This is a genomic window from Streptomyces sp. NPDC005141 (assembly GCF_053599975.1).
The window spans coordinates 276,611-302,833 of sequence record NZ_JBSFYW010000002.1 but is presented as its reverse complement, the minus strand read 5'-3'; the positions used below and the strand labels follow the sequence as shown (position 1 = coordinate 302,833).

At 71.0% G+C, this 26,223-nt stretch carries 22 protein-coding genes; 14 read left to right on the top strand and 8 right to left on the bottom strand.

The window, feature by feature from the left end; all coding sequences use genetic code 11:
• Window positions 1–4 precede the first annotated feature (4 nt).
• The 5 genes from ACWD68_RS02785 to ACWD68_RS02765 all read left to right on the top strand — a co-directional run bounded on the left by ACWD68_RS02785 (window position 5) and on the right by ACWD68_RS02765 (window position 2,831).
• Window positions 5–331: a plasmid stabilization protein gene (locus ACWD68_RS02785; protein WP_451804659.1), complete on the top strand. Its 327-nt coding sequence runs from the start codon at window positions 5–7 to the stop codon at window positions 329–331.
• A 76-nt stretch (window positions 332–407) separates the two neighbouring features.
• Entirely contained in the window at window positions 408–917 is a 510-nt protein-coding gene (locus ACWD68_RS02780) for a DUF6328 family protein (protein WP_451804658.1), read from the top strand.
• Between the two features lie 108 nt (window positions 918–1,025).
• Entirely contained in the window at window positions 1,026–1,649 is a 624-nt protein-coding gene (locus tag ACWD68_RS02775) for a dihydrofolate reductase family protein (RefSeq protein WP_451804657.1), read from the top strand.
• Between the two features lie 559 nt (window positions 1,650–2,208).
• Entirely contained in the window at window positions 2,209–2,454 is a 246-nt protein-coding gene (locus tag ACWD68_RS02770; RefSeq protein WP_451804656.1) for a hypothetical protein, read from the top strand.
• Window positions 2,454–2,831, top strand: a complete 378-nt coding sequence (locus tag ACWD68_RS02765; RefSeq protein WP_451804655.1) for a fic family toxin-antitoxin system, toxin component — start codon at window positions 2,454–2,456, stop codon at window positions 2,829–2,831. The genes ACWD68_RS02770 and ACWD68_RS02765 overlap by 1 nt, the downstream gene beginning before the upstream one ends.
• Before the next feature lie 94 nt (window positions 2,832–2,925).
• Here ACWD68_RS02765 and ACWD68_RS02760 read toward each other — a convergent pair whose 3' ends face one another.
• Window positions 2,926–3,714, bottom strand: coding sequence for an SAM-dependent methyltransferase (locus ACWD68_RS02760; protein WP_451804654.1), 789 nt, complete (start codon window positions 3,712–3,714; stop codon window positions 2,926–2,928).
• 51 nt (window positions 3,715–3,765) lie between these two features.
• On the bottom strand, window positions 3,766–4,614 hold the full coding sequence (locus ACWD68_RS02755) for a CASTOR/POLLUX-related putative ion channel (RefSeq protein WP_451804653.1): 849 nt from the start codon (window positions 4,612–4,614) through the stop codon (window positions 3,766–3,768).
• A 109-nt stretch (window positions 4,615–4,723) separates the two neighbouring features.
• Between ACWD68_RS02755 and ACWD68_RS02750 the strand changes: the two genes are divergently transcribed.
• Window positions 4,724–5,683 carry a L,D-transpeptidase gene (locus ACWD68_RS02750; protein WP_451804652.1) on the top strand — a complete coding sequence of 320 codons (960 nt, stop codon included), beginning with the start codon at window positions 4,724–4,726 and terminating at the stop codon, window positions 5,681–5,683.
• 19 nt (window positions 5,684–5,702) lie between these two features.
• On the opposite strand, the gene ACWD68_RS02745 is transcribed toward ACWD68_RS02750, so the two are convergent.
• Together ACWD68_RS02745 and ACWD68_RS02740 are read right to left on the bottom strand one after the other, a co-directional pair.
• On the bottom strand, window positions 5,703–6,584 hold the full coding sequence (locus ACWD68_RS02745; protein ID WP_451804651.1) for a YegS/Rv2252/BmrU family lipid kinase: 882 nt from the start codon (window positions 6,582–6,584) through the stop codon (window positions 5,703–5,705).
• 135 nt (window positions 6,585–6,719) lie between these two features.
• Entirely contained in the window at window positions 6,720–8,309 is a 1,590-nt protein-coding gene (locus tag ACWD68_RS02740; protein ID WP_451804682.1) for an FAD-binding oxidoreductase, read from the bottom strand.
• A 74-nt stretch (window positions 8,310–8,383) separates the two neighbouring features.
• On the opposite strand from ACWD68_RS02740, the gene ACWD68_RS02735 reads away from it, so the two are divergent.
• The 3 genes from ACWD68_RS02735 to ACWD68_RS02725 all read left to right on the top strand — a co-directional run bounded on the left by ACWD68_RS02735 (window position 8,384) and on the right by ACWD68_RS02725 (window position 13,083).
• Window positions 8,384–8,983: a TetR/AcrR family transcriptional regulator gene (locus ACWD68_RS02735; RefSeq protein ID WP_451804650.1), complete on the top strand. Its 600-nt coding sequence runs from the start codon at window positions 8,384–8,386 to the stop codon at window positions 8,981–8,983.
• Window positions 8,980–10,578: a glycerol-3-phosphate dehydrogenase/oxidase gene (locus tag ACWD68_RS02730; protein WP_451804649.1), complete on the top strand. Its 1,599-nt coding sequence runs from the start codon at window positions 8,980–8,982 to the stop codon at window positions 10,576–10,578. Before ACWD68_RS02735 ends, ACWD68_RS02730 begins: the two co-directional genes overlap by 4 nt.
• 681 nt (window positions 10,579–11,259) lie before the next feature.
• Window positions 11,260–13,083, top strand: a complete 1,824-nt coding sequence (locus ACWD68_RS02725; protein ID WP_451804648.1) for an FAD-binding dehydrogenase — start codon at window positions 11,260–11,262, stop codon at window positions 13,081–13,083.
• A gap of 66 nt (window positions 13,084–13,149) precedes the next feature.
• Here the strand turns inward: ACWD68_RS02725 and ACWD68_RS02720 are convergent, their stop codons facing one another.
• Window positions 13,150–13,305, bottom strand: coding sequence for a hypothetical protein (locus ACWD68_RS02720; RefSeq protein WP_451804647.1), 156 nt, complete (start codon window positions 13,303–13,305; stop codon window positions 13,150–13,152).
• Between the two features lie 227 nt (window positions 13,306–13,532).
• On the opposite strand from ACWD68_RS02720, the gene ACWD68_RS02715 reads away from it, so the two are divergent.
• Window positions 13,533–14,270 (top strand): YoaK family protein, encoded by a 738-nt coding sequence (locus ACWD68_RS02715; RefSeq protein ID WP_451804646.1) that lies wholly within the window; start codon window positions 13,533–13,535, stop codon window positions 14,268–14,270.
• Between the two features lie 79 nt (window positions 14,271–14,349).
• Here the strand turns inward: ACWD68_RS02715 and ACWD68_RS02710 are convergent, their stop codons facing one another.
• Window positions 14,350–15,744 (bottom strand): alkaline phosphatase PhoX, encoded by a 1,395-nt coding sequence (locus tag ACWD68_RS02710; RefSeq protein ID WP_451804645.1) that lies wholly within the window; start codon window positions 15,742–15,744, stop codon window positions 14,350–14,352.
• A gap of 301 nt (window positions 15,745–16,045) precedes the next feature.
• Between ACWD68_RS02710 and ACWD68_RS02705 the strand changes: the two genes are divergently transcribed.
• Together ACWD68_RS02705 and ACWD68_RS02700 are read left to right on the top strand one after the other, a co-directional pair.
• On the top strand, window positions 16,046–17,773 hold the full coding sequence (locus tag ACWD68_RS02705; protein ID WP_451804644.1) for a PASTA domain-containing protein: 1,728 nt from the start codon (window positions 16,046–16,048) through the stop codon (window positions 17,771–17,773).
• A 259-nt stretch (window positions 17,774–18,032) separates the two neighbouring features.
• Window positions 18,033–18,755 (top strand): hypothetical protein, encoded by a 723-nt coding sequence (locus ACWD68_RS02700; RefSeq protein ID WP_451804643.1) that lies wholly within the window; start codon window positions 18,033–18,035, stop codon window positions 18,753–18,755.
• Window positions 18,756–18,773: 18 nt separating this feature from the next.
• Here the strand turns inward: ACWD68_RS02700 and ACWD68_RS02695 are convergent, their stop codons facing one another.
• Both ACWD68_RS02695 and ACWD68_RS02690 read right to left on the bottom strand, forming a co-directional pair.
• Complete coding sequence (locus ACWD68_RS02695) at window positions 18,774–19,640, bottom strand: ribonuclease BN (protein WP_451804642.1); 867 nt, start codon at window positions 19,638–19,640, stop codon at window positions 18,774–18,776.
• A 95-nt stretch (window positions 19,641–19,735) separates the two neighbouring features.
• The gene (locus ACWD68_RS02690) at window positions 19,736–21,127 is read right to left on the bottom strand and encodes an arabinofuranosidase catalytic domain-containing protein (RefSeq protein WP_451804641.1); all 1,392 of its coding nucleotides are present in this window, start codon (window positions 21,125–21,127) and stop codon (window positions 19,736–19,738) included.
• Between the two features lie 634 nt (window positions 21,128–21,761).
• On the opposite strand from ACWD68_RS02690, the gene ACWD68_RS02685 reads away from it, so the two are divergent.
• Together ACWD68_RS02685 and ACWD68_RS02680 are read left to right on the top strand one after the other, a co-directional pair.
• Window positions 21,762–24,527 (top strand): phosphoenolpyruvate synthase, encoded by a 2,766-nt coding sequence (locus ACWD68_RS02685; protein WP_451804640.1) that lies wholly within the window; start codon window positions 21,762–21,764, stop codon window positions 24,525–24,527.
• Entirely contained in the window at window positions 24,524–26,170 is a 1,647-nt protein-coding gene (locus tag ACWD68_RS02680; protein WP_451804639.1) for a hypothetical protein, read from the top strand. Before ACWD68_RS02685 ends, ACWD68_RS02680 begins: the two co-directional genes overlap by 4 nt.
• Window positions 26,171–26,223: the final 53 nt, after the last annotated feature.

Below are 26,223 nucleotides of genomic sequence, written 5' to 3'. Positions count from 1 at the left end.
TGCCATGCCTGCTGGATCGAGCGGCAAGCGCGAGAGGCAGTACGAACACATCAAGGAGAGCGCGAGGGAACGCGGAGAGTCCACGAGCCGGGCGGAGGAGATCGCGGCGCGTACCGTGAACAAGGAGCGGGCCAGGGCAGGCGAGTCGAAGACCGCGAGCAAGGCATCCCTGCGCGACCCGAAGTCGGCCTCGCAGCGGGGTGGCGAGCGATCGCATTCCGGCGCGCAGGGACCCACCAAGGACCAGTTGTACGAAGAGGCCAGGAAGCGCAATGTCCACGGCCGCTCCTCCATGAGCAAGCAGCAGCTGAAGAACGCACTGGGCCACTGAGATTCGGTCCGCTCGGCGGACCCGCGGGACGAGGGCGCGGCCCCGCACACCCTGCGGCCGGAAGAAGGGACTGTCGATGCAGAGCGGAGCACGGGGAGACGGGCGCGACGAGTCCCCTCAGGAGCGCGCCGACCGGATGTGGGGTGACCTGCTGCAAGAGATCCGTGTCGCGCAGACCGGCGTGCAGATCCTCTTCGGCTTCCTGCTGACCGTGGTGTTCCAGCCGACCTACCGGCAGCTCTCACAGGCGGACCAGACCCTGTACATGGTCACGATCGTCCTCGGGGCGACGGCCATCGGGACTCTGATCGCACCCGTGTCGATCCACCGGATCGTGTCCGGCCACCGCATCAAGCCGCAGGCTGTCGTCTGGGCCTCCCGACTGACCATGCTCGGCCTGTTCCTCCTGCTGGTCACCATGACTTCTTCGCTGCTCCTGGTGCTGCGCACGGCCACCCGGGACGACGGGTACGTGCCGTGGATCGTCTCGGGCGTCGCCGCGCTGTACATTTTGTCGTGGTTCGTCATCCCCATGGTCATCCGGTTGCGGAAGTCGGCCGACACGGACGCCGGCGCGGGGGACTGAACCGGGCGGCACGGAAGTCGGGGCGGCCATGGAATCCGGAGACGGGGTCGCTCGATCTCCACGAGGCGGAAGCCGCAGGCGTGTTGGGCCGGCGAAGGGCGGAGCGCGGTGAAGTTGGTTCTGCAGGAGTTCCTGTCGCTCGACGGTGTGGCGCAGGGTCCCGGGTCCCCGGAAGAGGACACCAGCGACGGCTTCACGCGGGGAGGCTGGCTCGTGCCGCACCTGGACGACGCGTTCATGCGGATCGTCACGGGCTGGATCGGCGACGCGGACGCGTTCCTGTTCGGGCGCCGCACCTACGTCAACTTCGCGCGCGACTGGCCGCAGATGAACGACCCGGACGATCCCGTCGCCGGCAAGCTCAACGGATTGCCGAAGTACGTGGCCTCGAGCAGTCTGACCGAGGCCGGCTGGGAGCCGACCACGATCCTCTCCGGTGACGTGCCGGCTCAAGTCGCGGAGGTGAAGCGGCAGCCCGGACGGGAGCTGCAGATCCACGGCAGTGCCCGCCTTGGAGCGTCGCTGCTGGCCGCCGGGCTCGTCGACGAGGTACGGCTGATGATCGCGCCGGTGGTCGTGGGCAGTGGCCGGCGGCTGTTCCCCGACAACGGCGTCCCGGCCGGGCTGCGCCTGCTGAGCAGTGAGACGACACCGAACGGAGTCGCCGCCCAGGTGTACGAGCCGACGGGGCTGCCTCGGTACGGGACCTACGACCCGGGCGCGCCCTCCTGAGCGGACGCCCTCCGGCTTCTCCCTGCGGCCTCCGTCGCGGTCGGTCTCTGGAGCGCTCGGCGTCGGCCGGGGTGGGGGTCTGCCCGGCCGAGTGCGGGCCTGCCGGGCGGGACGCGGCTCAGGGAAGAGGCCATCACCTGATGCCGGTCCCGGGTGAGACGGCTTTCGCGGCTGCCCCACCCGTGAGGCTGTCCGATCGCATCGACGTCGAATGCGGAGGGCGTCCAGGGATCAGCGGTTGCGGATGGCGCTGGTGGTGAAGAATCCGGTGGCCGCGGCGGCGACGAGTGCGCAGACAGACAACAGCATGGTTCGACGCATGGGACGTCCTCTCTGGTAATCGTGAGCAGGTACTTTGCACAACGCCGGTCATGCCCTCGGGGGCTCGCCGCTGGCCCATACGCCACCCGCATGGACGCGATTGTCGGTGGCCGTCGCCTGCGCCGAGGCCTGGTGACGTCACCTGCGTGGAGCTCGTCCAGGGCCTGCCGTCGGGTGCGGCAGCGCAGTGGGGGAGCGAGCACTCCGGAGCGGTGGTAACGGCTGTTACCATGCTGCTATGGCGAGGACACAAGTAGGCGCGAGGATCGACGAAGACGTCCTGGAGCTTGCCAAGGCCAGGGCCAAGGACCGTGGGCAGAGTGTCGGCGAGTATCTGTCCCAGCTGGTCCTGGAGGACGCCGACGGCCTGCGTGCCCGGGGCCTGGACGCCGCCCGCCGCTTCCTCGACGAGCACCAGGACGTTTTCGACGAGGCCGAGGTCGAAGACCGCGGGCAGGCCGCCACGGAGGCGCACGCAGCGTAATGGACCTGTACATCGACGTCCCCTGGATCCTGCAGGTCGCCGAGATCGCCGGGGCGGGGGACCCGGCCCCCGACGACTACGGGGTGCCGGTGGCCGCGGTCGCCTGCCACAAGGCACAACTGCTCGAGCAGCCGGTGTACGACGGCGCCTATGCCCGCGCGGCCGCCTTGGTGCATGTCCTCGGCCGGTGTCGATGGCTGGAGCGCTCCAACATGGCTGTCGCGGCGGCCACGGGCGTGATGTACCTGGAGGCCTCGGGCATCCCGGTGAAACCCACCCGGGACGACGCCGTCGCGCTCCGCGACCTGCTCCGCGACCCCGCCTGCACCGCCGCGAAGATCGCGGAGCTGCTGCGCTCCTGGCCCGCGGTCACCTGAGCCGCAGGCGCTCACCGCCTCAGCGGTGAGAGCGTCCGGGATCCGCGGTGACGGTCCGCGCCCGCTGTGCCAGGCCCCGCCAGGTCGAGCCGGCTCAGAGAACCCGGGCCACTCCGGCGTAGATGCCACTTCCTTCCGCTGTCGGCGCCTCGGTCGACGTGAACCACTCCGGCGCCGTCACCAGGCCGGGCGTCACGAGATCGAGACCGTCGAAGAAGCGCCGCACCTCCGCCCGGGTGCGGAAGCCGAGTTGGATGCCGCCCTTGGCGTACTGGGCGGTGACCTGTGCGGCGAGTTCCGGATACAGGTCGGAGGCGGCGTGCGACAACACCAGATAGCTGCCCGAGGGCAGCGTGTCGACCAGATTGCGGACGATGCCGTGGGCGTCCTGCTCGTCGGGGATGAAATGCATCAGCGCTATCAGCGACAGGGCTATCGGGCGGGTGAAGTCCAGGATGTGCCGGGCGTGTTGGACGATGTCCTGCGGCCGTCGTACATCCGCCTGGATGTAGTCGGTGACCCCCTCGGACCGGCTGACCAGCAGCGCCTCGGCGTGACGCAGCACGATCGGGTCGTTGTCGGTGTAGACGACCTTCGCCGCCGGCGCGATGTTCTGGACGATCTGGTGGAGGTTGGGCTTGGTGGGAATCCCGGTGCCGATGTCCAGGAACTGGTCGACGCCCTGCTCCGCGAGCCACGCGGACGCCCGGTGCATGAACGCACGATTCTGCCGCGCCGCGTCCTTCGCCTCGGGCGGCAGCCGCTCTCCCACCGCTTCGTCGACCGGATAGTTGTCCTTGCCGCCCAGCAGCCAGTCGTAGACCCGCGCGGGATGCGCCTTGCTGGTGTCGAGCGGTGGAAACGACTGCGGGTCGATCGTCATGGCTGCTCCCATCGCACCACGGAAACGCGGCAGGCCGAGTATTTGATCATCCTACTCGGAGGCGTCATATGGTCTGTGCGGTACGGGAGTTGGACGCGGACCTGTCGGCATCATCGTGCGGACGGCCGACGTTGCTGTCCGGGCGGACGGATTCGGTTGCCACGACGACCACTTGATCCTCCGCGCTCCACTCGCGGCGCTCACCCTTGTGCGGGTTGAGGCGGACACCGTGGTCGGGGGAGGACGACCACCGGTCGCGACGGCGGTAGCCGATCGCGTATTCGCCGCGGTCGCGTGCCGCCGCCACCACGTCGCGAAGGTCGCCGTCGCGCCCACGCGGACGTGGCGTCCGGCCGGACGCAGGCTGATGCTGCTGCCCTCCGCAGAGAACGAACCGGGGCGATCGGTGTCCCGTAACTGACCGATGACCAGGGGCGCCCGCCGGTTCCAGCCGAGCAGGAGCCGTCGGACGGCGTCCCCGGCGGGCGCCGCGGCGGCGGTGCGGGCCGACGGGTCGACGAGGTGACGACAGTCCTCGGCGCCCGCGGAGGTCTCGTCGCGGGTGACGACGATCAGGCGGCTGTCCGGCTCGATGATGACGGTCCGGGGGCACGGATTGAGCACCGTACGTCCCTCCGCGGTGAGCAGCCCGGCCACGCACGAGGTGGCATGACCCAGCAGGGCGGCGCCGAAGGGCCGCCCCTGGAACGCGGTGGCGTCGGCGAGATGGAACTCGTCGCCGGCGAAGTCGAGGAGATCGCGCAGTACGAGGGAGAGGCCGGGGCGCCCGGCATGCGTCGGGCGCCCAGGCCGTCCGGGCGGCGCCTCTCCCGTCTGACGGGACTCGCGTCTTCGTGGACCTGCGCGGCCGATGACACCTCGTGCCGGGTTTTGAATCACGCTTTACGCGGCACCCGCAACCGTGGACGAACTCCCGTAGTCCAACAGAGCAGTGAGGCAGGCACGATTGTGAGCCGGGGTAGATGTGAAGCGACGTAGCGGTATATCGATGGCACTCGTCATGGCCGCGGTGCTGGCGGGCACCAGCGCCTGCGGTGGGGGGACACCGAAGGCGGGTTCCGACGACGGAAAGGGCGCGTCCGGGAAGGCGAAGGCGACGGCGAGCGCGAAGCCGTCCCCCTCGAAACCCGCGGGGCCGCCGATGCTGCTGGAGACGATCACTCCGCAGACCGGCGCCAAGGTCGGCGTCGCGATGCCGATCTCGGTGATCTTCACCAATCCGGTGGCCGAGAAGGCCCGGGCCGGCGTCGAGAAGCACATGAAGGTGACGGCGTCCCAGCCGACGACGGGCGCTTGGCACTGGTTCGGGGACCGGCGCGCCGACTGGCGCCCCAAGGAGTACTGGGCTTCCGGTACGAAGGTGAAGGTCGTCGCCGACATGAAGGGCGTCGCCAACGGCAACGGCCGCTACGGCGTGCGTACCTACACGCACGACTTCACCGTGGGCGACGATGTCCGGGCGGACGTGTCCGTCACCGGGCACACCCTGAAGGTCAAGAAGAACGGTCAGCCGGTGCGCACCCTGTCGATCAACGCGGGCAGCTCCGAGTACCCCACGTGGAACGGCACGATGGCGGTGATCGACAAGCAGGAGAAGGTCCACATGACCTCGTGCAGTGTCGGCATCAGCTGCACCAAGGGCGCACCGAACTACTACGACCTGACGCTCCCCTGGGACGTCCACCTGACCCAGTCCGGAACCTACGTCCACTACTCGACGGGTGACCCGAACCCCGGCAGTGGCAGTGCCCGGGGCTCGCACGGCTGCGTCCACCTGTCGCTGTCCGACGCCAAGTGGTTCTACGGCCAGGTCAAGCAGGGCGACCCGGTGACCATCACGGGCTCCCCGCGGGCGAAGGCCTCGCCCGACAACGGCTACGCCGCGTTCAACCTCAGTTGGGACCAGTGGCTGGCGGGGAGCGCGAGCGGAGCCACCACCGCGGGATGACGCACCGCGGCAGTGGCGGTCAGAACAGCATGGCCAGATCGCCCGGCCGCACCCGTGCGGTGACGGGGAGGGTGGCCTCGACCTCCCCGTCGGCGCCGTAGGGCACGGGTCGGTCCGCCTCGATGCGGATCTCCCGGCCCCGCAGGATCACCACTTCGGGCCGCTCGGTGTGGGCGCCGGTCTTGAGCTCGTTCATCAGGGTGAAGAACAGACGACGCGGGGCCTCCCGGATCATGACGATGTCCAGCAGCCCGTCGTCTATGCGGGCGGCGGGCGCGATGATGCGCCCGGAGCCGTAGTAGGCCGAGTTGGCGGCCACGACGGTGTAGCCGCGGTGGCGGTGTTCGTGGCCGTCGACGGTGACGCGGTACGACGCCGGGCGCCAGCCGGTGACAGCGCGCAGCCCGCCGGCGTAGTAGGAGGCGGCACCGCGGAGCACGCGGGCCTGGTTGGCGTGCTGGTTGGCGAGCGCGTCGACTCCCGCGTACACGCTGCCCAGAACCACGCTGCGGGGGTGCACCGCCGATTCCACCTCGATGGTGTCGACGCGTCGCGGCTCGTTGTGGAGCAGGACGCGGGCGAGGTCCTCGGCCGCGGTGGGCAGTCGGAGCGCCCGGGCGAAGTCGTTGCCGCGGCCCGCCGGTACCAGGCCGAGGACGGTGTCCGTCCCGCTGAGGGCACCGCCGATGCCCCCGGCGATCCCGTCACCGCCGACGGCGAGCACGACCCGGCCCTGTTCCCCGGCGCGGAGTGCGAGTTCCTGGGCGTGGGCGAGGCTGCGGCTGTACTCGGTGTCCAGTCCGGCTCCGGCCTCCCGCAGCAGGCGGGCGACCTGGAGCAGCGCCGCCGCCCCGGTGGAGCCACCCGCGGTGGGATTGACGACGGCGGTGAACTGTCGCATCGGTGTGCCTCCGGGGCGGTGACGGGTGGGACGGGACGGGGGAGGGGCGGAGCCTGAGGTGCGCAACGGCTGTGGAACCGGAGCCTGTTGACGGTCCGGCGGCCTCACGGCCGCCGGACGCCGTTCGTGGGGGAGTCAGTCCACGGGCAGCAGGATCCCGGGGTTGAGCAGGCCGTCGGGGTCCAGCCGCCGCTTGACCGCGCGCAGGGCTTCGATGCCCAGCGGCCCGGCCTCCTGGACGTACGAGTCGCGGTGGTCCGTTCCCACTCCGTGGTGGTGGCTGATCGTTCCTCCCGCGCTCAGGACTGCCTCGTTGGCGGCCTGCTTGGCCGGTGCCCAGTGGGCCACGGCGTCCTCGCCCTGGGCGGAGACCACGGTGAAGTAGAGCGAGGCGCCGTTCTCGTAGACGTGCGAGATGTGGCACATGACCAGGGGCGGGGTTCCCGCCGCGGCGAGCGTCTCGGTCAGTGCGGTGCGCACGGCGGCGTAGAGCCCGGGAACGCGCGACCAGAAGGTGGCGGTCTCCAGAGTCTCGGCGAAGGCACCGGCGTCGAGCAGGGAATCCCGGAGATAGGGCGCCGAGTAGCGGCCGTGCGCCCAGCGTTCGCCGGGCTCGGCCCCCAGGTAGGTGCCTCCGGCGGCGCGCAGGACCTCGGCGGCCCGTTCGCGGCGATGGGCCGTGTCCTCCTCGGTCCCCTCGTACCCGGCGATCGCGGTGCATCCGGCGTTCGTCGGTACCTCGTCCGAACCGATGGCGTCGGGCTGGGCGAGACCGATGAACGTCTCGGTCTCGTCGGACAGCCGCAGCACCGTGGGGCGCGGTCCGTCCTGGGCGAGCCGGCGCAGCGCGGTGGCGCCCTCCTCGAAGGAGGCGAAGCGCCACCCTTCGTAGACACGGGTCTGCGGCAGCGGCCTGATCCGCAGGGTGACGGCGGTGATGACCCCGAAGGCGCCCTCGGATCCGAGGATCAGTTGCCGCAGGTCGGGTCCGGCCGCCGATCGGGGCGCGCGGCCCATGTCCAGGGTGCCCTCCGGGGTGGCGACGGTGAGTCCGAGGACCATCTCGTCGAAGCGGCCGTATCCCGCCGAGGCCTGTCCGCTGGAGCGGGCGGCGGCGAATCCGCCGATGGTGGCCCACTCGTAGGACTGGGGGAAGTGTCCGAGGGTGAACCCGTGTTCGGCGAGCAGCGCCTCCGCGTCGGGGGCGCGCAGGCCCGGCTGGAGTGTGGCGGTGCGGGAGACGGGGTCGATGTCGATCAGGCCGTTCATACGGCGCAGATCGAGGGCGACGAAGGCGTTCCGCTCGGGGGCGAGCCCGCCGACGACGGAGGTGCCGCCACCGAAGGGGACGACGGCGAGGCCGTGCCCGGCGCAAGCGCGCAGCACGGCGAGCACCTCGTCGTGGGTGGCGGGCAGGACGACGGCGGCGGGGGCGTCCCCGGCGTCGCCCGCGCGGATCTTCAGCAGGTCGGGCGTGGACTTTCCGCGGGTGTGCCTGATCCGGCTCTCCGCGTCGGTGTGCACATGGGTCTCTCCGCCGACGGCGTCCGCCAGCGCGCGCAGGGCGGCGGCGGGCGGCGGCTCGGGGACGGAGATCTCCTCAAGCGCGTGTGTGCCGGTGTCCCGCGGTTTGACGCCGAGCAGATCCCGCAGCAGTCCGGTCACCGAGTCGGGCAGCGGTGCCGCCTTGGCGGGGTCGCCCCAGCCACTCCACAGCATGTCCATGAACGTTGTCCTCATCGGTCGGTTGGTGACGCGCCGTCTCCCGCACGGCCGCACAGGGCGTTACACTGTTACACATGACGCCTATTCGTCACAACCACTCGGACAGCGATCCCGTCCTCGACGCCGTGCGCGACTGCGTGCTGGCGGTCGGAGTCCGGCGCACCACCCTGACCGACGTGGCCCGTCGCGCCGGCGTCTCGCGGATGACGCTCTACCGGCGCTGGCCCGATGTGCGCTCGCTGGTCGGCGATCTGATGACCCGTGAGTGGGTCGACGTGGCGACCCGGGCCATGCCGCAGCGGCAGCCGGACCGGGAAGTGCGCGCCCTGATCGTGGACGGGCTGGTCGCCGGGGTCGAGGCCTTCCGGGCCCACCCGCTCTTCCGCAAGATCATCGACGTCGACCCCGAACTTCTGCTGCCCTACGTACTGGACCGCCGCGGAGCCAGCCAGGAAGCCCTGCTCGGCCTCCTCGGCGACGCCTTGACGGAGGGCCACGCCGACGGGTCGGTGCGCCGGGCCCCCACGGGACTGCAGGCCCGTGCCGTGCTGCTCGTGGTCCAGTCCTTCACCTTGTCGCTGCGGACCATGACCGACGAGGACGACCCCGAACTGACCAGCACCGCCTTCCTCGACGAGCTGCGCACCCTTCTGGAGAGGACCCTCACGCCATGAGTCACACCAGCAGTCCTTCCGGACCGGCCGCCCCGCCCTCCGGATCGTCGCTCTCCGCCGCCCGCCGCCGACGCGAACTGACCGAGGCCGTGGGCGGTGACGTGGTGGACGTCCTGGTCGTCGGACTGGGCGCCACCGGCTCCGGGGTCGCCCTGGACGCCGCCGCGCGCGGCCTCAGCGTCGTCGCCGTCGACGCCCACGACCTCGCCTTCGGCACCTCGCGCTGGAGTTCCAAGCTCATCCACGGAGGGCTGCGCTACCTGGCCTCCGGGCAACTCGACGTCGCCCATGAGAGCGCGGTCGAGCGCGGTGTCCTGATGAGCCGCACCGCTCCTCACCTGGTGCGCGCCCAGCCCTTCGTGCTGCCCCTGACGCCCCTGGTGTCGCGCGGGCAGGCCTCGCTGGCCTGGGCCGGATTCCGGGCCGGCGACACCCTGCGCCTCGCGGCCCGCACCTCGCGCGCCACCCTGCCCGCGCCGCGCCGCCTCTCCGCGGTGGAGGCCCGTCACCTGGCGCCGTCCGTGCGCCCCGGTGGCCTGCGCGGCGGCCTGCTGTCCTGGGACGGCAGGGTGACCGACGACGCCCGGCTCGTCACGGCGCTCGCCCGCAGCGCCGCGGCCCACGGCGCGAAGGTCCTCACCAGGGTCAGGGCCCTGGAGGTCGGTGGGACCGGCGCCCGCGTCCGCGACGAACTCACCGGGGAACAGGGCGAGATCAGGGCCCGCGCGGTGATCAACGCGTCCGGCGTGTGGGCCGGCGACCTGGTCGACGGCATCCGCATCCGACCCTCGCGCGGAACCCATCTGGTCCTGCGCGGCGATCTGTTCGGGCATCTGCCCGCCGGCCTGCACATCCCGATCCCGGGCGAGACCAACCGGTTCGTGCTGGTCCTGCCGCAGGACGACGGCCGCGTCTACGTCGGCCTGACCGACGAGCCCGTCGACGGAGACATACCGGACGTGCCGGAGGTGCCCGAGTCGGACATCGGCTTCCTGCTCGATGTCCTCGGCTCCGCCCTCGACGCTCCGGTGAGGCGCCATGACGTGGTCGGGGCCTTCGCGGGACTGCGCCCCCTGCTGGACGCGGCGCCGACGCGGTCCGGCGAGACCGCCCGCACCTCCGACATCTCGCGCCGGCACGCCGTCCTCACCTCCGGCGAAGGTGTGATCACCGTCGTCGGCGGCAAGCTCACCACCTATCGGCGCATGGCGCAGGACGCCGTCGACGCGGCGGTCGAGGCCCGCAGCCTCCGCGCCGGCCCCTCGGTCACCGCCTCGCTGCCGCTGGTCGGAGCCGCCGCCCCGCACCGGCTCGGCTCGCTGGCCGCGCCCGGCCACCTGATCCGTCGGTACGGCACCGAGGCTCCGGCCGTCCACGCGCTCGGCGCCCGGGACCCCCACTGGGACGAGCCCGTGGTGCCCGGCCACCCCGTCACGCGCGCGGCCCTGCTGTGGGCCGTGCTGCACGAGGGTGCCCTGGACGAAGCCGACCTCCTGGACCGGCGTACCCGCATCGGCCTGGTGCCGCAGGACCGGGAAGCGGCTGTGGCCGCCGCCCGGGAAGCGCTCGACGCGGCCGCCGCCCAGCCTGCCTGACGCATCGTCACGAGCAACCCGCGTGGACGGCCCGGAGCGGCACGAAGGCGGCCCCGTCCCGCCGTCCGTGCGGGGCCGGGCCGTCCGCGATGGCGCGCGGAGCGCCGCACGCCCCATCGGCGGCGGAACGACCGCTGAGGCGTGCGGTGCCGCACCTCTCGGGACCGTCCGGACCGGCTCCGGTCAACAGGACACCGTCGGCCTCGCACCCGCTCCCTCGCGTGAACCCGGCCGTCCGCCACGGTTGCGGATGCCGTGATCGGATCAGCAGTGACGAGCCCGGCCCCCGGTCGCGGAGGACTTGATCGTCAACTTGCCGCACTCCGCCCCTGCTTCGGCCACCGTGTCGTTGAGCGCGAATCCGACGGCCGTCGACTGCCGTGTCCCGTCGCGTATCGATCGCGCGTCCCGGCGTCCACCCCGCAGCGCCGAGCGGGTCGAGGGCCGACGGGCGCACCGTTCCGTCCCGTACGTCGCCGTACGTCCGCCAGACGTGCCGGCATCAGGGCGACTTCCGATTCGACGGGTCCTAACTCCCTTGATTGCAAGGTCTGTTGGAAAACGGACCTCATGAGCTACCGTCGGTAACACCTGCCGGTAACCCATCAGTAACACCATGGCGCCTCGGCACTCCGTGCACGTATCTCCCGTTCCTCCGGCACCTCTTGACGAAAGGCAGCCATGGAGAACTCCAGAGACAACTCCGCACCACGTCACGGGAACGACGCGGAGACGGGCGTGGGCATCACTCGCCGCCGCGCCCTCACCGTCACCGGCGGGGTGATCGCCGGAGCCGCGCTCGCCGCCCAGGCCTTCCCCGCCTTCGGCGCCGAGTCCCAGGACGCGGACGCGATCGTCGTCGGCCACGGGCTCGCCGGACTGGTCGCCACCGCCGAACTCGCCGCGGCCGGACGGAAGGTCCTCCTCCTCGACCAGGAACCGGAAGCCGGCCTGGGCGGTCAGGCGTTCTGGTCCTTCGGCGGACTGTTCTTCGTCGACTCCGACGAGCAGCGGCTCATGGGTGTCAAGGACTCCCGCGAACTCGCCTGGCAGGACTGGCTCGGCAGCGCGGGCTTCGACCGGGGCGTCGGTGACCCGTCGGGCCAGGACCACTGGGCGTACAAGTGGGCCGAGTCGTATGTGGACTTCGCTGCCGGTGAGAAGCGGTCGTGGCTGTCCGGGCTGGGCGTGCAGTGGTTCCCGATCGTCGGCTGGGCCGAGCGGGGCGGCGGGCTGGCGGACGGGCACGGCAACTCGGTGCCCCGCTTCCACGTCACCTGGGGCACCGGTCCGGCGGTGGTCGAGCCGTTCGAGAAGAAGGTGCGCGCCGCGGTGGCCGCGGGCAAGGTCACCTTCAAGTTCCGGCACCGTGTCGACGGGATCGTGACGACCGGCGGTGTCGTCACGGGCGTACGCGGCGCGGTTCTGGAACCCAGTGGCGCGGCCCGCGGAAAGCCCAGCTCCCGGACCGTCATCGGCGACTTCGAGCTGCGCGCCCCGGTCGTGGTCGTCACCTCCGGGGGCATCGGTGCCAACCATGATCTCGTACGGCAGAACTGGCCCGCCCGGCTCGGCACTCCGCCGAAGTCCATGATCACCGGGGTGCCCGCGCACGTGGACGGCCGCATGCTGGCGATCACCGAGAAGGCCGGCGGACGGATCGTGAACCCGGACCGGATGTGGCACTACACCGAGGGGCTGCGCAACTACGACCCGATCTGGCCCGGCCACGGCATCCGCATCCTGCCCGGTCCGTCGTCGATGTGGTTCGACGCCAAGGGCCGCCGCTTCGGCAGTCCCGACATCCCGGGCTACGACACCCTGCACACCCTCAAGTCGATCACGGACTCCGGCTACGACTACTCCTGGTTCGTCACCACGCAGAAGATCCTCGCCAAGGAGTTCGCGCTCTCCGGTTCGGAGCAGAACCCCGACCTCACCAACAAGGACGTGTGGAAACTGCTCTCCCGCATCTGGCAGAGCCCGGAGCCGATAGAGAAGTTCAAGAAGAACGGCGCCGACTTCGTGGTCGCCACCACGCTCGCCGACCTCGTCACCGGAATGAACAAGCTCACCGGCGACGGCCTCATAGACCGCGCCGATCTCCAGCGGCAGATCGAGGCCCGTGACCGCGAGATGGACAACCCGTACACCAAGGACGCCCAGGTCATGGGGATCCGCAACGCGCTCGCGTACGTCGGGGATTCGCTCAGCCGCACGGCCCCCGCCCACAAGATCCTGGATTCCAGTGCCGGGCCGCTCATCGCCGTACGGCTCAACATCCTGACGCGCAAGACCCTCGGCGGCCTCCAGACCGACCTCTCCGGCCGCGTCCTGAACGCATCCGGCAGCCCGATCCCCGGCCTGTACGCGGCCGGCGAGGTCGCCGGTTTCGGCGGCGGCGGCGTTCACGGCTACCGCTCTCTGGAGGGCACCTTCCTGGGCGGCTGCCTGTTCTCCGGTCGGCAGGCAGGACGCGCGGCGGCGGCTGCCACCGCGACCTGACGGTGTGCCGGGGAGGACCGGGCGACCGGACCTCCCCGCCGTCGCACACCGCGCCCACGCGGCACGCTAGTCCGCCGTCACTCCCCAGTAGCCCATGTGCGTCGGCTCACCGTCCGTGTACAGGACCGTGCATCTGCCCTGTGCCCGGCGGAACGCGGCCGCCAGGTCTCGCTCGTACGGACCCGTGTGTGTCCAGCAGTTGCCGCCCATGCCGAATGCCATTCCCCTCAACTCGTCGATCAGCCGGCGAGCAGCCCAGGAGTGGGCACTGACAGTGGGCCGGACAACTCGTAGCTCGTCCCGCGGGCATGTGTCGTAGCTCGGGCCGAACGCAGGGGCAGGGCAGCATGCCGACGGCGCGATGCGGCGCACCGTCCATTGGCGGCACGGTCGTCGCGTGTCGGCCCGGAGACCACCGCTGGGGACTCGGCGTTCACGAGACTGACCTCATGAGTGAAGAATCAGGACCCCCGCCGTCGGCGGAACGACGCGAACACGAGCGGACCGTCGTCATGGCGACCCTCACCGTCCTGGCGGGCGCGGTCGACGCGGTCAGCTTCCTGACCATGGGGCATGTCTTCACCGCGCTGGCCACGGGCAACGTGCTCTTCCTGTCCTTCGCCGTCGCCGGCGAAGGACAGGTGCCGGTGGCGCGCCCGGCGATCGCCCTGATCGCCTTCGTCCTGGGGGCCGCGGCCGGAGCTCTGGCCACCAGGGGACTCGTCGCACGGCACCGTCACTGGTTCGCGGCCGCCCTGGCCGTCGAAGGGGTACTCCTGGCCATCGCGGGCGCGACGGCTCTGTGGCGGCACGGTTCCGGCTCACTCACCGACGACCCGGACAACCTGGTCATCGCCATGGTCGGCTTCGCCATGGGCCTGCGCGCGGACACCGCCCTGCGCGCGGCTGTTCCCGGCATGCCCACGCTGCTCGTCCAGGTCTCCCTGGTCCGCCTCATCCACGGCCTCACCGGGGCCATTCCCGCGACGCCGCAACGGGGGGCGATCCGGGTCCGGCTCGTCGCGACCGTCGTCGGCATCTTCGCGGGCGGCGCCCTCGGCACACTCATCACGCCGTGGGGTACGGGTCATGCGCTGCTCGCCATCGCGGCCGCGGTCCTGATCGTCGCCGCGCTCAACGTACTCCTGGCGCGGTATCACCTGCTCGCGCCGGAGCTCATCGGCTGAACTCCCTTCCCGCGCAGCCCCGCCCCGCGAGGGCGCCACGCACACGGCGCGGGGCGGTTGCCGATTCTTTGGACGGAACCTAGCCGCGCCATGGGCCCGTCACCGCGAACGTGGTTCCGGGCGTATAGCAGTTCACGTACATCGTGCCGCCGTCCGGGGAGAAGGTGACGCCCGCGAACTCGCCCCACTCCGGGGCCTGTGGCGTGCCGATGTTCTGGGCGCCGCGCGCCAGGGCGTAGACCTCTCCACGCCGTGTCACACCGAAGACGTGCTGCGCGCCGTTGCCGTCCTCGCAGACCATGAGGCCGCCACCGGGGGCGAGACAGATGTTGTCGGGAGACTCGCCGGGCAGCTGGACGTCGGTGTCAGGGCCGAAGACGATCACGAGAGTGAGGCGGCGCGCCGACGGGTCGTACCGCCAGACCTGGCCGTAGTGGTCGGCCGAGGATCCGTCGGCGCCGCGGGCGAAGGACGTGACGAAATAGACGCAGCTGCCACCCCAGTAGCAACCCTCCAGCTTCTGCCCGTGCGTGATGCCCTTCGGGCCGAAGTCCTGGAGACGGACGGGGGTTTGGGCCGCCAGTGGCTCAGGGACGTCCACCCACTCGATGCCGTGGAAGGTCGCGCCGGTCTCCTGGACGGAGGAGAGGTCCGCGACGCCGGGGACGCGCATCGCCTGGAGCTGTCCGCCCGCGCGCAGGGAGCCCGTCCCGCCTTGCGGTCTGTTGGGCAGGAAGCGATAGAAGAGGCCGAAGGGCGAGAGGAAGGCGTCCTCGGTCTCGTACACCACTCCCCGCCCCGGGTCGACGGCGATCGCCTCGTGCTGGAAGCGGCCCATGGCGGCGAGCGGTACGGCTCCGGTGCGGTGCGGGTCCACCGGGTCGACCTCGAAGATGAAGCCGTGGTCCTTGGTGTAGCCGTTGGTGCCGGCCTTGTCCTCGGTCTCCTCGCAGGTGAGCCAGGTGCCCCAAGGTGTGGGCCCACCGGCGCAGTTGACGGCCGTGCCGGCGATGGCGACGCGTTCCGAGAGGACGTTCCCCTGCCGGTCGAGTGCCAGGGACGTACAACCGCCCTTGCCCATCGGGTCGTACGTGAGGCCCTCCACGGTCGGGACCGGGATCTTCGCGGTGACCCGGTTCTCGTGATTGCGGACCAGGTGGACCCGTCCGCGGCCGTCGCGGGCATGCCCCGCGAAGGCGGCCATGCCGTCGTGGTTGCTGGGCACCGGGCCCTCGCCGGAGCGGAGCGGGTCACCCTCGCGCGAGAGGACGCGGTAGCGGAAGCCCTTCGGGAGGTCGAGCAGTCCGCTCGGGTCCGGGACCAGGGGGCCGTAGCCACGGTGGCCGAGGTTCTGCGCGGCGGCGGTGCCCGCGAACAGTTCGGAGAGATTTCCCGCGAACGCGAGGGAGCCGCCTAACACCGCGGTCCGGGCGATCATCTGACGCCTCGTCGCGGACTGGCTGTTTTCGGGCATGGGACAACCTTCCTGCTGGCGGACAGGACTGTGACCCAGCTGTGTGTAGCACGCGGAGGAGGTCACCGGAACCACGCACGTCGTATGTGTCACTCGTATCCCTGGGGTTTCGCCGGGGGAGGTGGTGCCGCTCCCGTGACCCTGGGCCGGCCGGGAGCGCCGACTCCCCTCGCGGGACCGGCGATTGGTGCCGCGATCGTGGAGCTGGCACGGGGGCGACATCATCTGTGCAGGTCACAGCCGTGCATCGGTTCGTGGGACAGTATTTCTGCCGAAGATCGGCAGCGGCTATTCTCCGCGTATGTCCCCAACCGCTGCGCAGCGTCTGCTACGTGACGACCCGCGCACCGTCGAGGTGGCCAACCGTGAGGTCGTCCCTCTTCCCCTCGGCAAGGCGCACGCCCTGCTCCGTACGCTCCGGTCCGAGGAGAGGGTGCTCGCCCTCTACCACCAAGGGCTGGGATACGCCGCGCTCACCGACGACGCGCTCCTTCTCCTGAGCGGAGGGGCGCCCTCGCGGGTCACGAGACCTCTGGTGATTCTGCGCCCCGCCTACGGGGCCGCGTCTCGCGTGGACGTGTCCGTCAACGGGCGACCGATCACCCTCTGGGGATCCCGGATCGACGCGTCCGGCGAGCTTCTGCGGGGGACGGGGAAGACGGTGTCCAGCCTGTCCGCCGAAGATCCGCGCCTGGCCGCGGCCGTCGCGGGGGAGCGGATCTCCTTGCCCGACGACCACAAGAAGGCGCTGCTCGCGGAGCTCGAACCCGGCGAAACCGTCCGGTCTCTCTACCAATGCGGCTGGGGCTACGCCGCGCTCACCGGGAACGGACTCGTCCTTGTCCGCAGCCTGATGTCGCCCAAGGCGACCCGGGTGCCCGAACCGGTGGCCATCCTTCGCCGTGAGTCCGGCATCCTCAACGCCGCCGTGATCGTCGTCGACGGCAAGGTGTACAGACTTCACGGCTCCCAGCTCGACCCGAAGGGGGAACTCCTCGCCGAGTCGGGAGAACTCCTGCCCGCCGGTTCCTCCCTGCGCCCTCGTGGCAGGGCACGTCTGTCGGCATGGGTCCGCAGGCGCCCCGTCCTCGCCTCCATGGTCGCTGCGGCGATGGTCTCCGCAGCCTGGAACGCGGGACACGAGACTCCAGCCCGGGCCGGGGCCGAACACTCCGTCGTCGTGCCGGACTTCAACGGTGCGGCTCTCACCACGGCTGTCGCGGACGCACGACGCCAGTCCTGGCTGACGGTGTCGACGGCCGACGCCTCCTCGTCCTTCCGGCAGGTTCCGGCCTCGGCGCCCGGCTGGCGGGTCTGCTTCCAGACGCCCTCCCACACCGAGACGGTTCGCCCGTCCGCAAGTGCGCTGACGCTCTACGCGGTCCCCGAGAAGGAGGCATGCCCGACGCGGCTGCTCGACGTGCGGCGGATCGTCATGCCGGACCTCGTCGGCGAGAGGTTCGACGAGGCATCACGTGTCCTCGGTGACCTCGGCATCGAGCACCCGAACGCCTGGCACGCCTACACGGGGCGGCGTGTGGACGGCGGATCGCAGGACGTGGACGACTGGCGGGTGTGCCGCCAGGAGCCGGAACCGGACCGTGAGGTCTCGCTGCCCGTCCAGCCCGGCCTGTGGCTGATCGGTCCCGGTGAGCCGTGCGCCAAGCCCAGCCCGAAGCCCACTCCGAAGCCCAAGCCCAAGCCCAAGCCCAAACCCAAGCCGAAGCCCGAACCCGAGCCGAAACCGCAGCCGCGCACCGGGGGCACGAGCGGCTCCACCTCGACAGGTGGCACGTCGGGTGGCACATCGGGTGGCACGTCAGGCGGTGGCACCAGCGGTGGCGGTTCCACTGGCGGCTCCTCCGGGACCTCGGGTGGAACCACCGGCGGCACCGGCAGCCAGTCCGGCATCCAGTTCGGGCAGTACTGCTCTCCCGTGGGCGCCGTCGCGACCACTGCCGACGGGCGACCCGCGAAGTGCTTCATGGGCAGGGACGGCCGGGCTCGATGGGGCTACAACTCCGGCTGAGCTGAGACGGGGCTGCACCTCCCGCTGAAGCGGGCCGAACCGTGCGGGAGCCCTCGAAGTTGCCGGACACCGGCAGTCCAGCGGGGGCTCTACGTTTCCGAGCCGCACCCTGTCGACGATCGGTGGCGTGTGGCTGACTGGCCCGGAGCGAAGAGAACGCGGGGGAGCGGCGGTGCGGACGGTGGACGAGTGGGTGTCGGCGCGGAGTCGGCGCCGAGGGTGGCGGCATGCGGCGGCCTGGTCTCTGCTCGGATCGGCCTTGCTGGCGGTGGCCTTCGGTCTGACCACCGCCGTTCCTGATCGGGTCGCCACGGAGAGGGCGTTCCTGGCCGCCCGGCCCTGCGAAAAGGACGGAGCGGCCCCGGACACGGCGAACTGCCTGCGCACGATTCGCGGGACGGTCCTCTCCGCCGAGAACGCCAAGAGCGGCAGGGCGACGGTCTTCCGGGTGCGGTTGCGGCCGCCGGTTCCGGCCCCTGCCGACCAGGCGCTCGACCTCGACTCGCACGGCGATCTGTCGGAGCTCATCGAGGCGGGCGATGAGGTGGAGGTCACCGCCTGGCGGAACGTCCGGGTGTCCGTCAGCCACGACGGGGTCCACGAGACGCTTCCCGGGCTGCCGGACGAGGACGCCACCGTCTTCGTCGGATTCGCCCTGGCCGGTGACTGGCTCGCGGCGCTGGCCTTCGTCGCGGCTTTCGGGAGCGTCCGGCGGGCACGCCGCCTCGTCACGGGCCGCCCCGTCGTTCCCCCGGTCCCGTTCGGCGTGGCGAAGTGCCTGGGCGTCGTGGCCCTGCCGTTTGTCACGGCGCTCTGCGCCGGCCGGATCTGGGACGCCTGGACGGCCGTGGTCATGACGGTGGTCATCTCGGCGCTGACAGCCGTGCCGGTGACGATTCTCGCTCTGCACTGGGACCGGGAGCCGTCCCCGACACCCCTGCCCGACCGGCAGCCCGACCCTGAGCTCAGCCGGGCCGACTGACGGCGCACGAGACACGATTCATGGGTGTCGACGCCCGCGACGCCGGACCCGCTGCTTCAACGTATCGGCCATGGTGGGCAGTTCCTCGTGCACCAGTCGCCCCAGCAGTGCGCCGTCGAAGACGACGACGCCCACACCGACCAGCCAGGACTGGACGACCAGGACGGTACCGAACGGACCGTAGGTGACAGCGCTGGACGCGATCAGCGGTGAGAAGACGAGACGGGAGAAGACTCGAAGTCCGAGCAGCCCGAGGGCTGTCAGGGCCGCGCCGGGCAACAGGGCGCTCAAGGCGACGCGTCCGCCGAGCAGCATCCACTGAGACCACCAGAAGAACAGGACGGCGCTCAGTGCCGCGGTCAGTGTTCCGGCGGCCGAGTGGCGCCACAGTGTGGTCGTCGCTGTCACGTAGAGGGTTCCGATGAGAACGGCGAGCCACAGGACCTGCCGCCATCTCGCGTACCAGCGGGCCGGAGGCAGGTCCCAGACCTTCTCGTAGCCGGTCTGTACCGCCGCCCCGAAGCTCAGACCGAAGACGGCGAGCGCGGCGAGGCCGAAAGCGGTCGTGGTCTGCAAAACCTGGCCGGGTCGCGCGAACAACTGCGCGACCTGCTGCCGGGCGTCCCTCGACACGCCGAGCCCGTCCCCCAGCCACTGGGCGAACCCCCGCCCGTGCTCCGGATCGGCGGCGGAGACGACGATCAGGAGGGGTACCAGCGTGAGAAACCCGAGCGCTGCGAAGCCCAGCGACCTCTGCCCCACTTCGATCTCGTTGCTCCGCCGCCATCCCCGGCCGACCGGGGAATCGCGCAGCACACGGCACAGCCGTACCCGCACGGACGGGTGGTCGTGGGGGTCGGCGGCAGGGGAGCCCTTCTTCGGCATGCACGTCGACTATCACAGATGGCGACATGACCGACAGTCTCAAGGGATGGGTGACCCCGGTCGGACGCAGCGCGTCCGGCCGGGGCGAGGTGTGGTCAGCCCAGGGCGAACTTCTGGGCGGCGGATCCGTTGCAGTCCCAGATCCGCAGGCGGGTGCCGTTGGCCGTGGAGCCGTCGGGGGAGTCCAGACAGCGTCCCGACTGCGGGTTGAACAGCGAGCCGTCGGCGCGCTGCACCCACTTCTGGCCTCCCACCCCGTTGCAGTCCCACAGCTCGACCTGGGTGCCGGTGCCGTTGCCGATGATGTCCAGGCAGCGTCCGATGGTGACGAGGGACCCGTTGGAGTTGTGTGTCCAGTGCTGGTCCTCGGCATAGGACTGGCAGTTCCAGAGGCCGACGGCGGCACCGTTCACACCGGTGTCGTCAGCGGTGACGTCGACGCACTGGGCTCCTGGGCCGGTGATGGTGCCTTGCGGGCCGTTCGGGACGTTGGTCTGGCCCGAGTAGCCGACCGCGACGATGTTCGCCTGTACGGCGTTCTCGGCGGCGTCGGTCGGATAGCCCGACACCATGGCGCCCTCGAAGAACGTCCCCATGTTCCAGTTGCTGTTGTCGCCGCCCGTGCCCAGGATGATGCCGCCCTCCTGGTGCATCGGCCGGTAGCCGCCCCGCGAGGGCAGCGCCCCGTCCCACCAGGTCGTCAGACCGCCCGATTGCGCGTTGCCTCCCTTCAACGCGTAGGTGGTCTGCCCGTTGTTCTTGAGGACGGCCGTCACATACGTGCTGCTGTTGCCCTTGTTCGCGGTGTTGGAGCCGTTGTCGCCCTGGAACATGCCGTTCTCCAGGTCGGCTTCGACCCAGGGTCCGGAGCCGCTGCAGGGAGCGAAGTAGCAGGTGGTGGCGATGGACACGGCGTCCATGTGGCCGTTACCGGTGTCGGCCGGTGTGGCCTCCGCGTTGCCGTAGTCGAAGCAGCAGGCGGAGCCGACGTGGGTGCCGCTGGCGACCATGTAGACGCCCTCCGGCTGTCCGTTCACGGCGACGCCCGACGCGGCACCGTGCGAGCGGTAGCCGACGCCGGGAGAGATCCAGATCCCGTACACCTTGTGGCCGCCCGCCGTGACCGACAGCTCACTGGCGTCCGCGCCTCGGTCGGCGCCCATTCCGGCCGTGCCCGCCGGGCCGAGGAACAGGTCGTTGTGGCGGGACGTCTGGTCGTACACCTTGGAGATGCTGCACGTGCTGTTCGCGCAGAAGGTGTCCTGCCCGGCGGCGTTCGCATAGCCGCCGGCCGACAGCGGTCCGACGTCGGTGGTCGCTCCGTCGGAGGCGCGGGTGACTTGGTAGAGCGGGCCGTTGAACGCCGAGAACAGCGCACGGGTCGTGCTGTGGGCGGCGACGCACGGGGTGCCCGCGGCCGCGTAGATGTCGCAGGGCTGTGATCCCGCCGCCTGGGCGACACCGGTCAGGCCGCCCAGGACGGTCACCAGGAGGCCGAGGACGGCGGCGACGGACAGCAGGGCGTGACGCAGCCGGCCCGGTCGGGGAACCGGCCCGGACGCCGGAGACGGAGAGAGACGCGAGGAGCAGATCTTCTTCTGCGCATATGTGCTCCCAAGTGGAGGATGGAGCTACAACTCGCCCTCGGAGCAGCTGAGTTCAGGCTGCCTGACGACTGTGACGGAAGTTACGCGCGCTGGTCGATTGCGTCAATATTTGTTGCTTTTCTTCTTGGTCCACCCTTCCTCGTGTCCGAACGTGTGGCTTTGGAGCGGCCGGTGGCCGCTGCGGTCCCCTGCCGTGCCGCAACCTCCTTGCCGCGCAGGGGTGTCGGCGTCGGCGCGGGCATATGCGGTGGTGCGGACGGGTGCCACCGGCCGCGATCCGGCCCGCGTCCGGCGCGAGGCGGGCCCGCGTCCGGAGCCGGGCGGAGCCGCTGTGACCGGATCGTCCCGTTCCGTGTCGAGGTCCGGCGGTCGTCGTGAGTGGCGCCGGGCAACCGGAAATTGAAAAGGCTACGACGACCGAAAAGTGCCCATGGTGGCCCGCCGAAGTGTTTTGGACGTGCCCGCTGTGAAACATTCGGTCGAGACCGAGCAACACCCATGGAGGGGAAACGCGTTGTCGCCCACCACGGGATCCGAACACCGGTCCCTGCGCATCCTTACGCCGTCCAGCGACGAATCCATGACCGCGAAATGGGCCGGTGGAAAAGGGAAGAACCTGCACACCCTGACCATTTCTGGATTTCAAGTACCGCGCTGGTCGATCCTCGGGCTGGACGTATTCGCTGAATTCTGCCGCGGCAGCGGACTGGACGAACACCTGGCGCGGCTCCTCGCGGGCGGCCGGGAGTCCGACGCCCGGCAGGTCGCCGCGGAGATCGCCCACCTGATCGAGGCAGCACCGCTCGACGACCGTGTCGTCGATGCCGTCGGACTGGCCTACGGGCTGGCCGGCGGCGGCACGGTGGCCGTCCGCTCGTCCGGCGCTCAGGAGGACGGCGCACAGCACTCCTTCGCCGGCCAGTTCGACAGCTTCCTCAACCTCCGCGGACTCGACGAGGTCATCGCCCACGTCCGCCGCTGCTGGGCCTCCGGATTCTCCGAACGCTCCCTGCGCTACCGCGCGCAGCGCCGGCTGCCGCCCGACGCCGGTGGCGTCGCCGTCGTCGTGCAGCGCATGGTGGCCGCCGAGCGCAGCGGTGTGCTGTTCACCGCCGACCCGATGACCGGCCGTACCGACCGATACGTGGTGAGCGCCGTCCACGGGCTGGGGGAGGGGCTGGTCTCCGGCGCGGTCGACGCCGACACCGTCGTCCTCGACGCCACCTCCGGCGAGCAGCTGACCACGGTGATCGGCGACAAGCAGGAGCGCTACGACGCCGGATCCGGACCCGGCTGCCAGGTGTCGCCCGTCCCCGACGAGGACCGTGCGGCGATGTCCCTGTCCACGGCCGACCTGGCCCGACTGCACGAGGCCGGTGCCCGTGTCACCGCACACTACGGTGCTCCCCAGGACATCGAGTGGGCCATCGCCGAGGGCGCCCTGTGGATCCTGCAGAGCCGCCCGGTCACCACCCTCGCCCCGGCCGCGGGCCCGGCGCCGGAGGCCGACGGAGACCTGCGGATCTGGGACAACTCCAACATCATCGAGAGCTTCAGCGGCGTCGTGTCCCCGCTCACCTACAGCTTCGCCGCCGACACCTACGCGAAGGTATACGACAGCTACGCCCGCGCCCTGGGCGTCCGCGGCGAGCAACTGCGCGAGGTGCAGGAGTGGACACCACACCTGCTCGGCTACGTCCACGGACGGGTCTACTACAACCTGTTCCACTGGTACCGCATGGTGCGCCTGGCCCCGCTGTACCCGCTCAACCGGCGCGTCCTGGAGAAATCCCTCGGTGTCGCGGAGAGCATTTCCGACGAGGTCGCCGACACGCTCCATCCGTTCACGCCCCGGTCCGGGATACGCGGCCGGTTCTCGCGAACGGCCCGCACGCTGATCTTCGTCGGGAGATTCCTCACCATCCGGAAATCCGTGGAGATGTTTCACCGAGATTTCTATCGGGCGTACGCGGTATTCAACAATGTCGACTACGACGCGCTGACCGGTGACGAGACCTACCGCCGATTCCGGCGACTGCAGCGGGAACTCATCGAGAAATGGGGCCCGATGCAGACCCTGGACGCGACGATCCTGCTCTCCGTGGGACTGCTGGCCCTCCTCACCCGCCGATGGCTTCCGGCGGCGCCCGAGTGGTTCACCTGGGCCGCGGCGGCACCCGGCGGCGCCGTGGAGTCCGCCGAACCGGTCTGGGCACTGCGCGAGTTGGCCGCGCTGGCACGCGCCGATGCCGAGATCCTGCACCTGTTGGAACGCACCCCCGATGCCGAGGCCCACCGGGCGCTGCGCGACGCGGGCCACACCCGGTTCCTGGCCGCCGTCGACGCGTACATCGCCGACTACGGCTACCGCAGCCCCGATGAACTCAAGTTGGAGGTCCCCGACCTGCACGAGAACCCGGTAGGGCTGTTCACGCTGCTGCGCGACGCGCTGCCGGACACCGCCGGCGGCGGCCCGGCCGACCGGGGCGGCGAGGCCGACGCCTATCTCGACGAGCATCTGCGCGGCCCGCGCCGCCTGTTGTACGAGCGGGTCCGGGGGAAGGCCAGGGCGGCGCTCGCGGACCGGGAACGCCTGAGGTTCTGCCGCACCCGCGCCTTCGGAGCGGCCAAGCGCATGCTGCGCGCCCTCGGCCGTGATCTGGAGCGTGCCGGTGCCATCGAGGCCTGGGACGACGTGTTCCTGCTGCGCCTCGAGGAGATCCGGGGTGCCTACGAGGGCATGATCGCCCACACCGAACTGCGGGACCTGGTCGCACTGCGGCGCAGGCGACTCGCCGCCGACACCGCGCTGCACGCCCCGTCCCGCTTCACCACCCGCGGCGCCCCGTACTGGTCGGGCAACCTGGAGCGGGCCGGCTGGACCAGTGGCCCGGCCGCCCGCACCGGCGCCCGCGAGCTGCGCGGCGTCCCCTGCTGCACAGGCGTCGCCGAAGGGCCCGCGGCGGTCACCGACACTCCGGGCGACTTCGGCGGCGGCATCCTGGTCACCTACCGCACCGACCCGGGATGGGTGACCGCGCTGCCCTCGGCCGCCGCCCTCGTCATCGAACGCGGCAGCCCGCTCACCCATGTGGCCGTCGTGGCGCGGGAGTTGGGCATTCCGACCGTGGTGCAGGTCAAGGGCGCCACCACCGAGATCCGCACCGGCACCCGACTGCGGGTCGACGGCGCCGCGGGGACGGTCACCGTACTCACCGACCCTCCCCGCGACAGCGTGAGCGCCGCCAAGGAGAGCCCCCGAACGGAGACACGTCTGTGATCCTCACCGAGGAGAGACTGCAGGACCTGCTCGACAAGTCCCTCGCCGAACTGCCCCACGGCACCGAGTGGGCCGTGACCCTGGAAGGCTCCATCGCGGAGGGATTCGGCAACCCCTCCTCCGACATCGACTTCCTCCTCGTAGGCCGCTCCGACGACGACCTGCCGACCATGCCGTCGCTGTTGTTCGTGGACGGCCGACGCGTGGAGATCCGCACCCGGTCGGTGCGTCAACTCGCCGACCAGTTGCGTGCGGTGGAGGAAGGAGCCGGACGGCCAGGCCGTCTCTCCGAGGATCTCCTCAACCGCTGCCAGCGGGTGCTGCACAGCCACCCGCTGCGCGGCCACGCCCTGGTCGAGGAGGTGAAGGCGATGCTGCCCGTCGAGCGGTTCCGCCGGATCGCCGCCGACTGGTGGGCGCACCGGGCCCGTCAGTCCCTGCGGCACGCCATGGCGCTGCTGTGCCTCGGCGAGAGCGACGAGGCCGTCGACTGGACCCGCGCCGGACTCGTCCAGGCCGTCAAGTCCTGGGCGGCCGGACTGGGCGAGACCTATCTCGAACCCAAGTGGCTCTCCATGCAACTGGACCGGACCGGCCGGACCGACATACGCGACCGCTACTGGGAGCTGGAGACCGCCGCTCCCCGGCCCGGCGACGCCGCCGAGGACCACCTGACCGCCTGCCTCGCCTTCGCCGAGGACCTCGGACTCGCCGGCGTCCCCCGAAGCCCCGAGCGGCTCACTGTCGAACGCGTGGCGGGGGTGACCACCTGGCAGACCGGCGAACGGGTCCACGTCATCCGCGGCCGGCGCGACGTGTTCGCCCTCGGCGACGACGCCGGAGCCGTCTGGCGCTCCCTCGTCCTCGGCCGACCGCTGCCCCGCGTACAGGCCACGGCCGCCGACACCGGCGTCTCCGACCCCGGCCCGCTGCTGGCCGCCTTCCTGCGCTACGGGCTGATTCGCCTCGCCTGGAAGGGCGGCGGCACCGTCACCCCCGCGCTGCCGCTCGCAGCCCCGCCCGGCCCCGTGACCCCGCCGCCGTCCACCGCACAGCCGCTCCTGTCGGTGCGCGGCGCGGCCGTCGGCGAACCCCGCGCCATCGACCTCATGCCCCTGCCGGCCGACCGGTTCGCCGCCGCCGCCATGGCCCTCGTGTGGTCCAACGTGGTCGTCGAGAACGCCGTCGAGGATGTGACCGGCGCCCTCCAGCGCGGACAGTGGCGGGTCGCCGAACTCACCGCGCGCCGCGCCGTGCACGCCGTGCTGCGCGGACTGTTCAGCGCCCATGGGGTCCACCCGCTGCCCGCCGACTCCGACCTCGTACGCCGTACGGACCTGCTGCCCCCCGTCACCCGGCCGATCGGGACGTACGCCGGAGAACTGCTGCGGCGCGGTGTGGACTCGGCGGAGGACGGCGACACCCTCCTCGCGGAGCTGCGCTCCTACATCGCCCTGGTACGCGGCGCCATGGGCGCCGACTCCTTCCCGCTCTCCTTCGACTCCGCGGACACCTGGCGGGCGACCCTGCAGCTCGGCCACGACTGGCTGCGCGTCGGCGTCCATCTCGGCGCGGAACTGCCCATCGAAGAGGCCCGCGACCTGCTGGCCGGCCAGGGAGCCCAGCCCCACCAGACCCTGTGACGCCACCAGACCCCGGACCGCACCCCACCCGACGTTCCGCTCGGAGGTTCCCT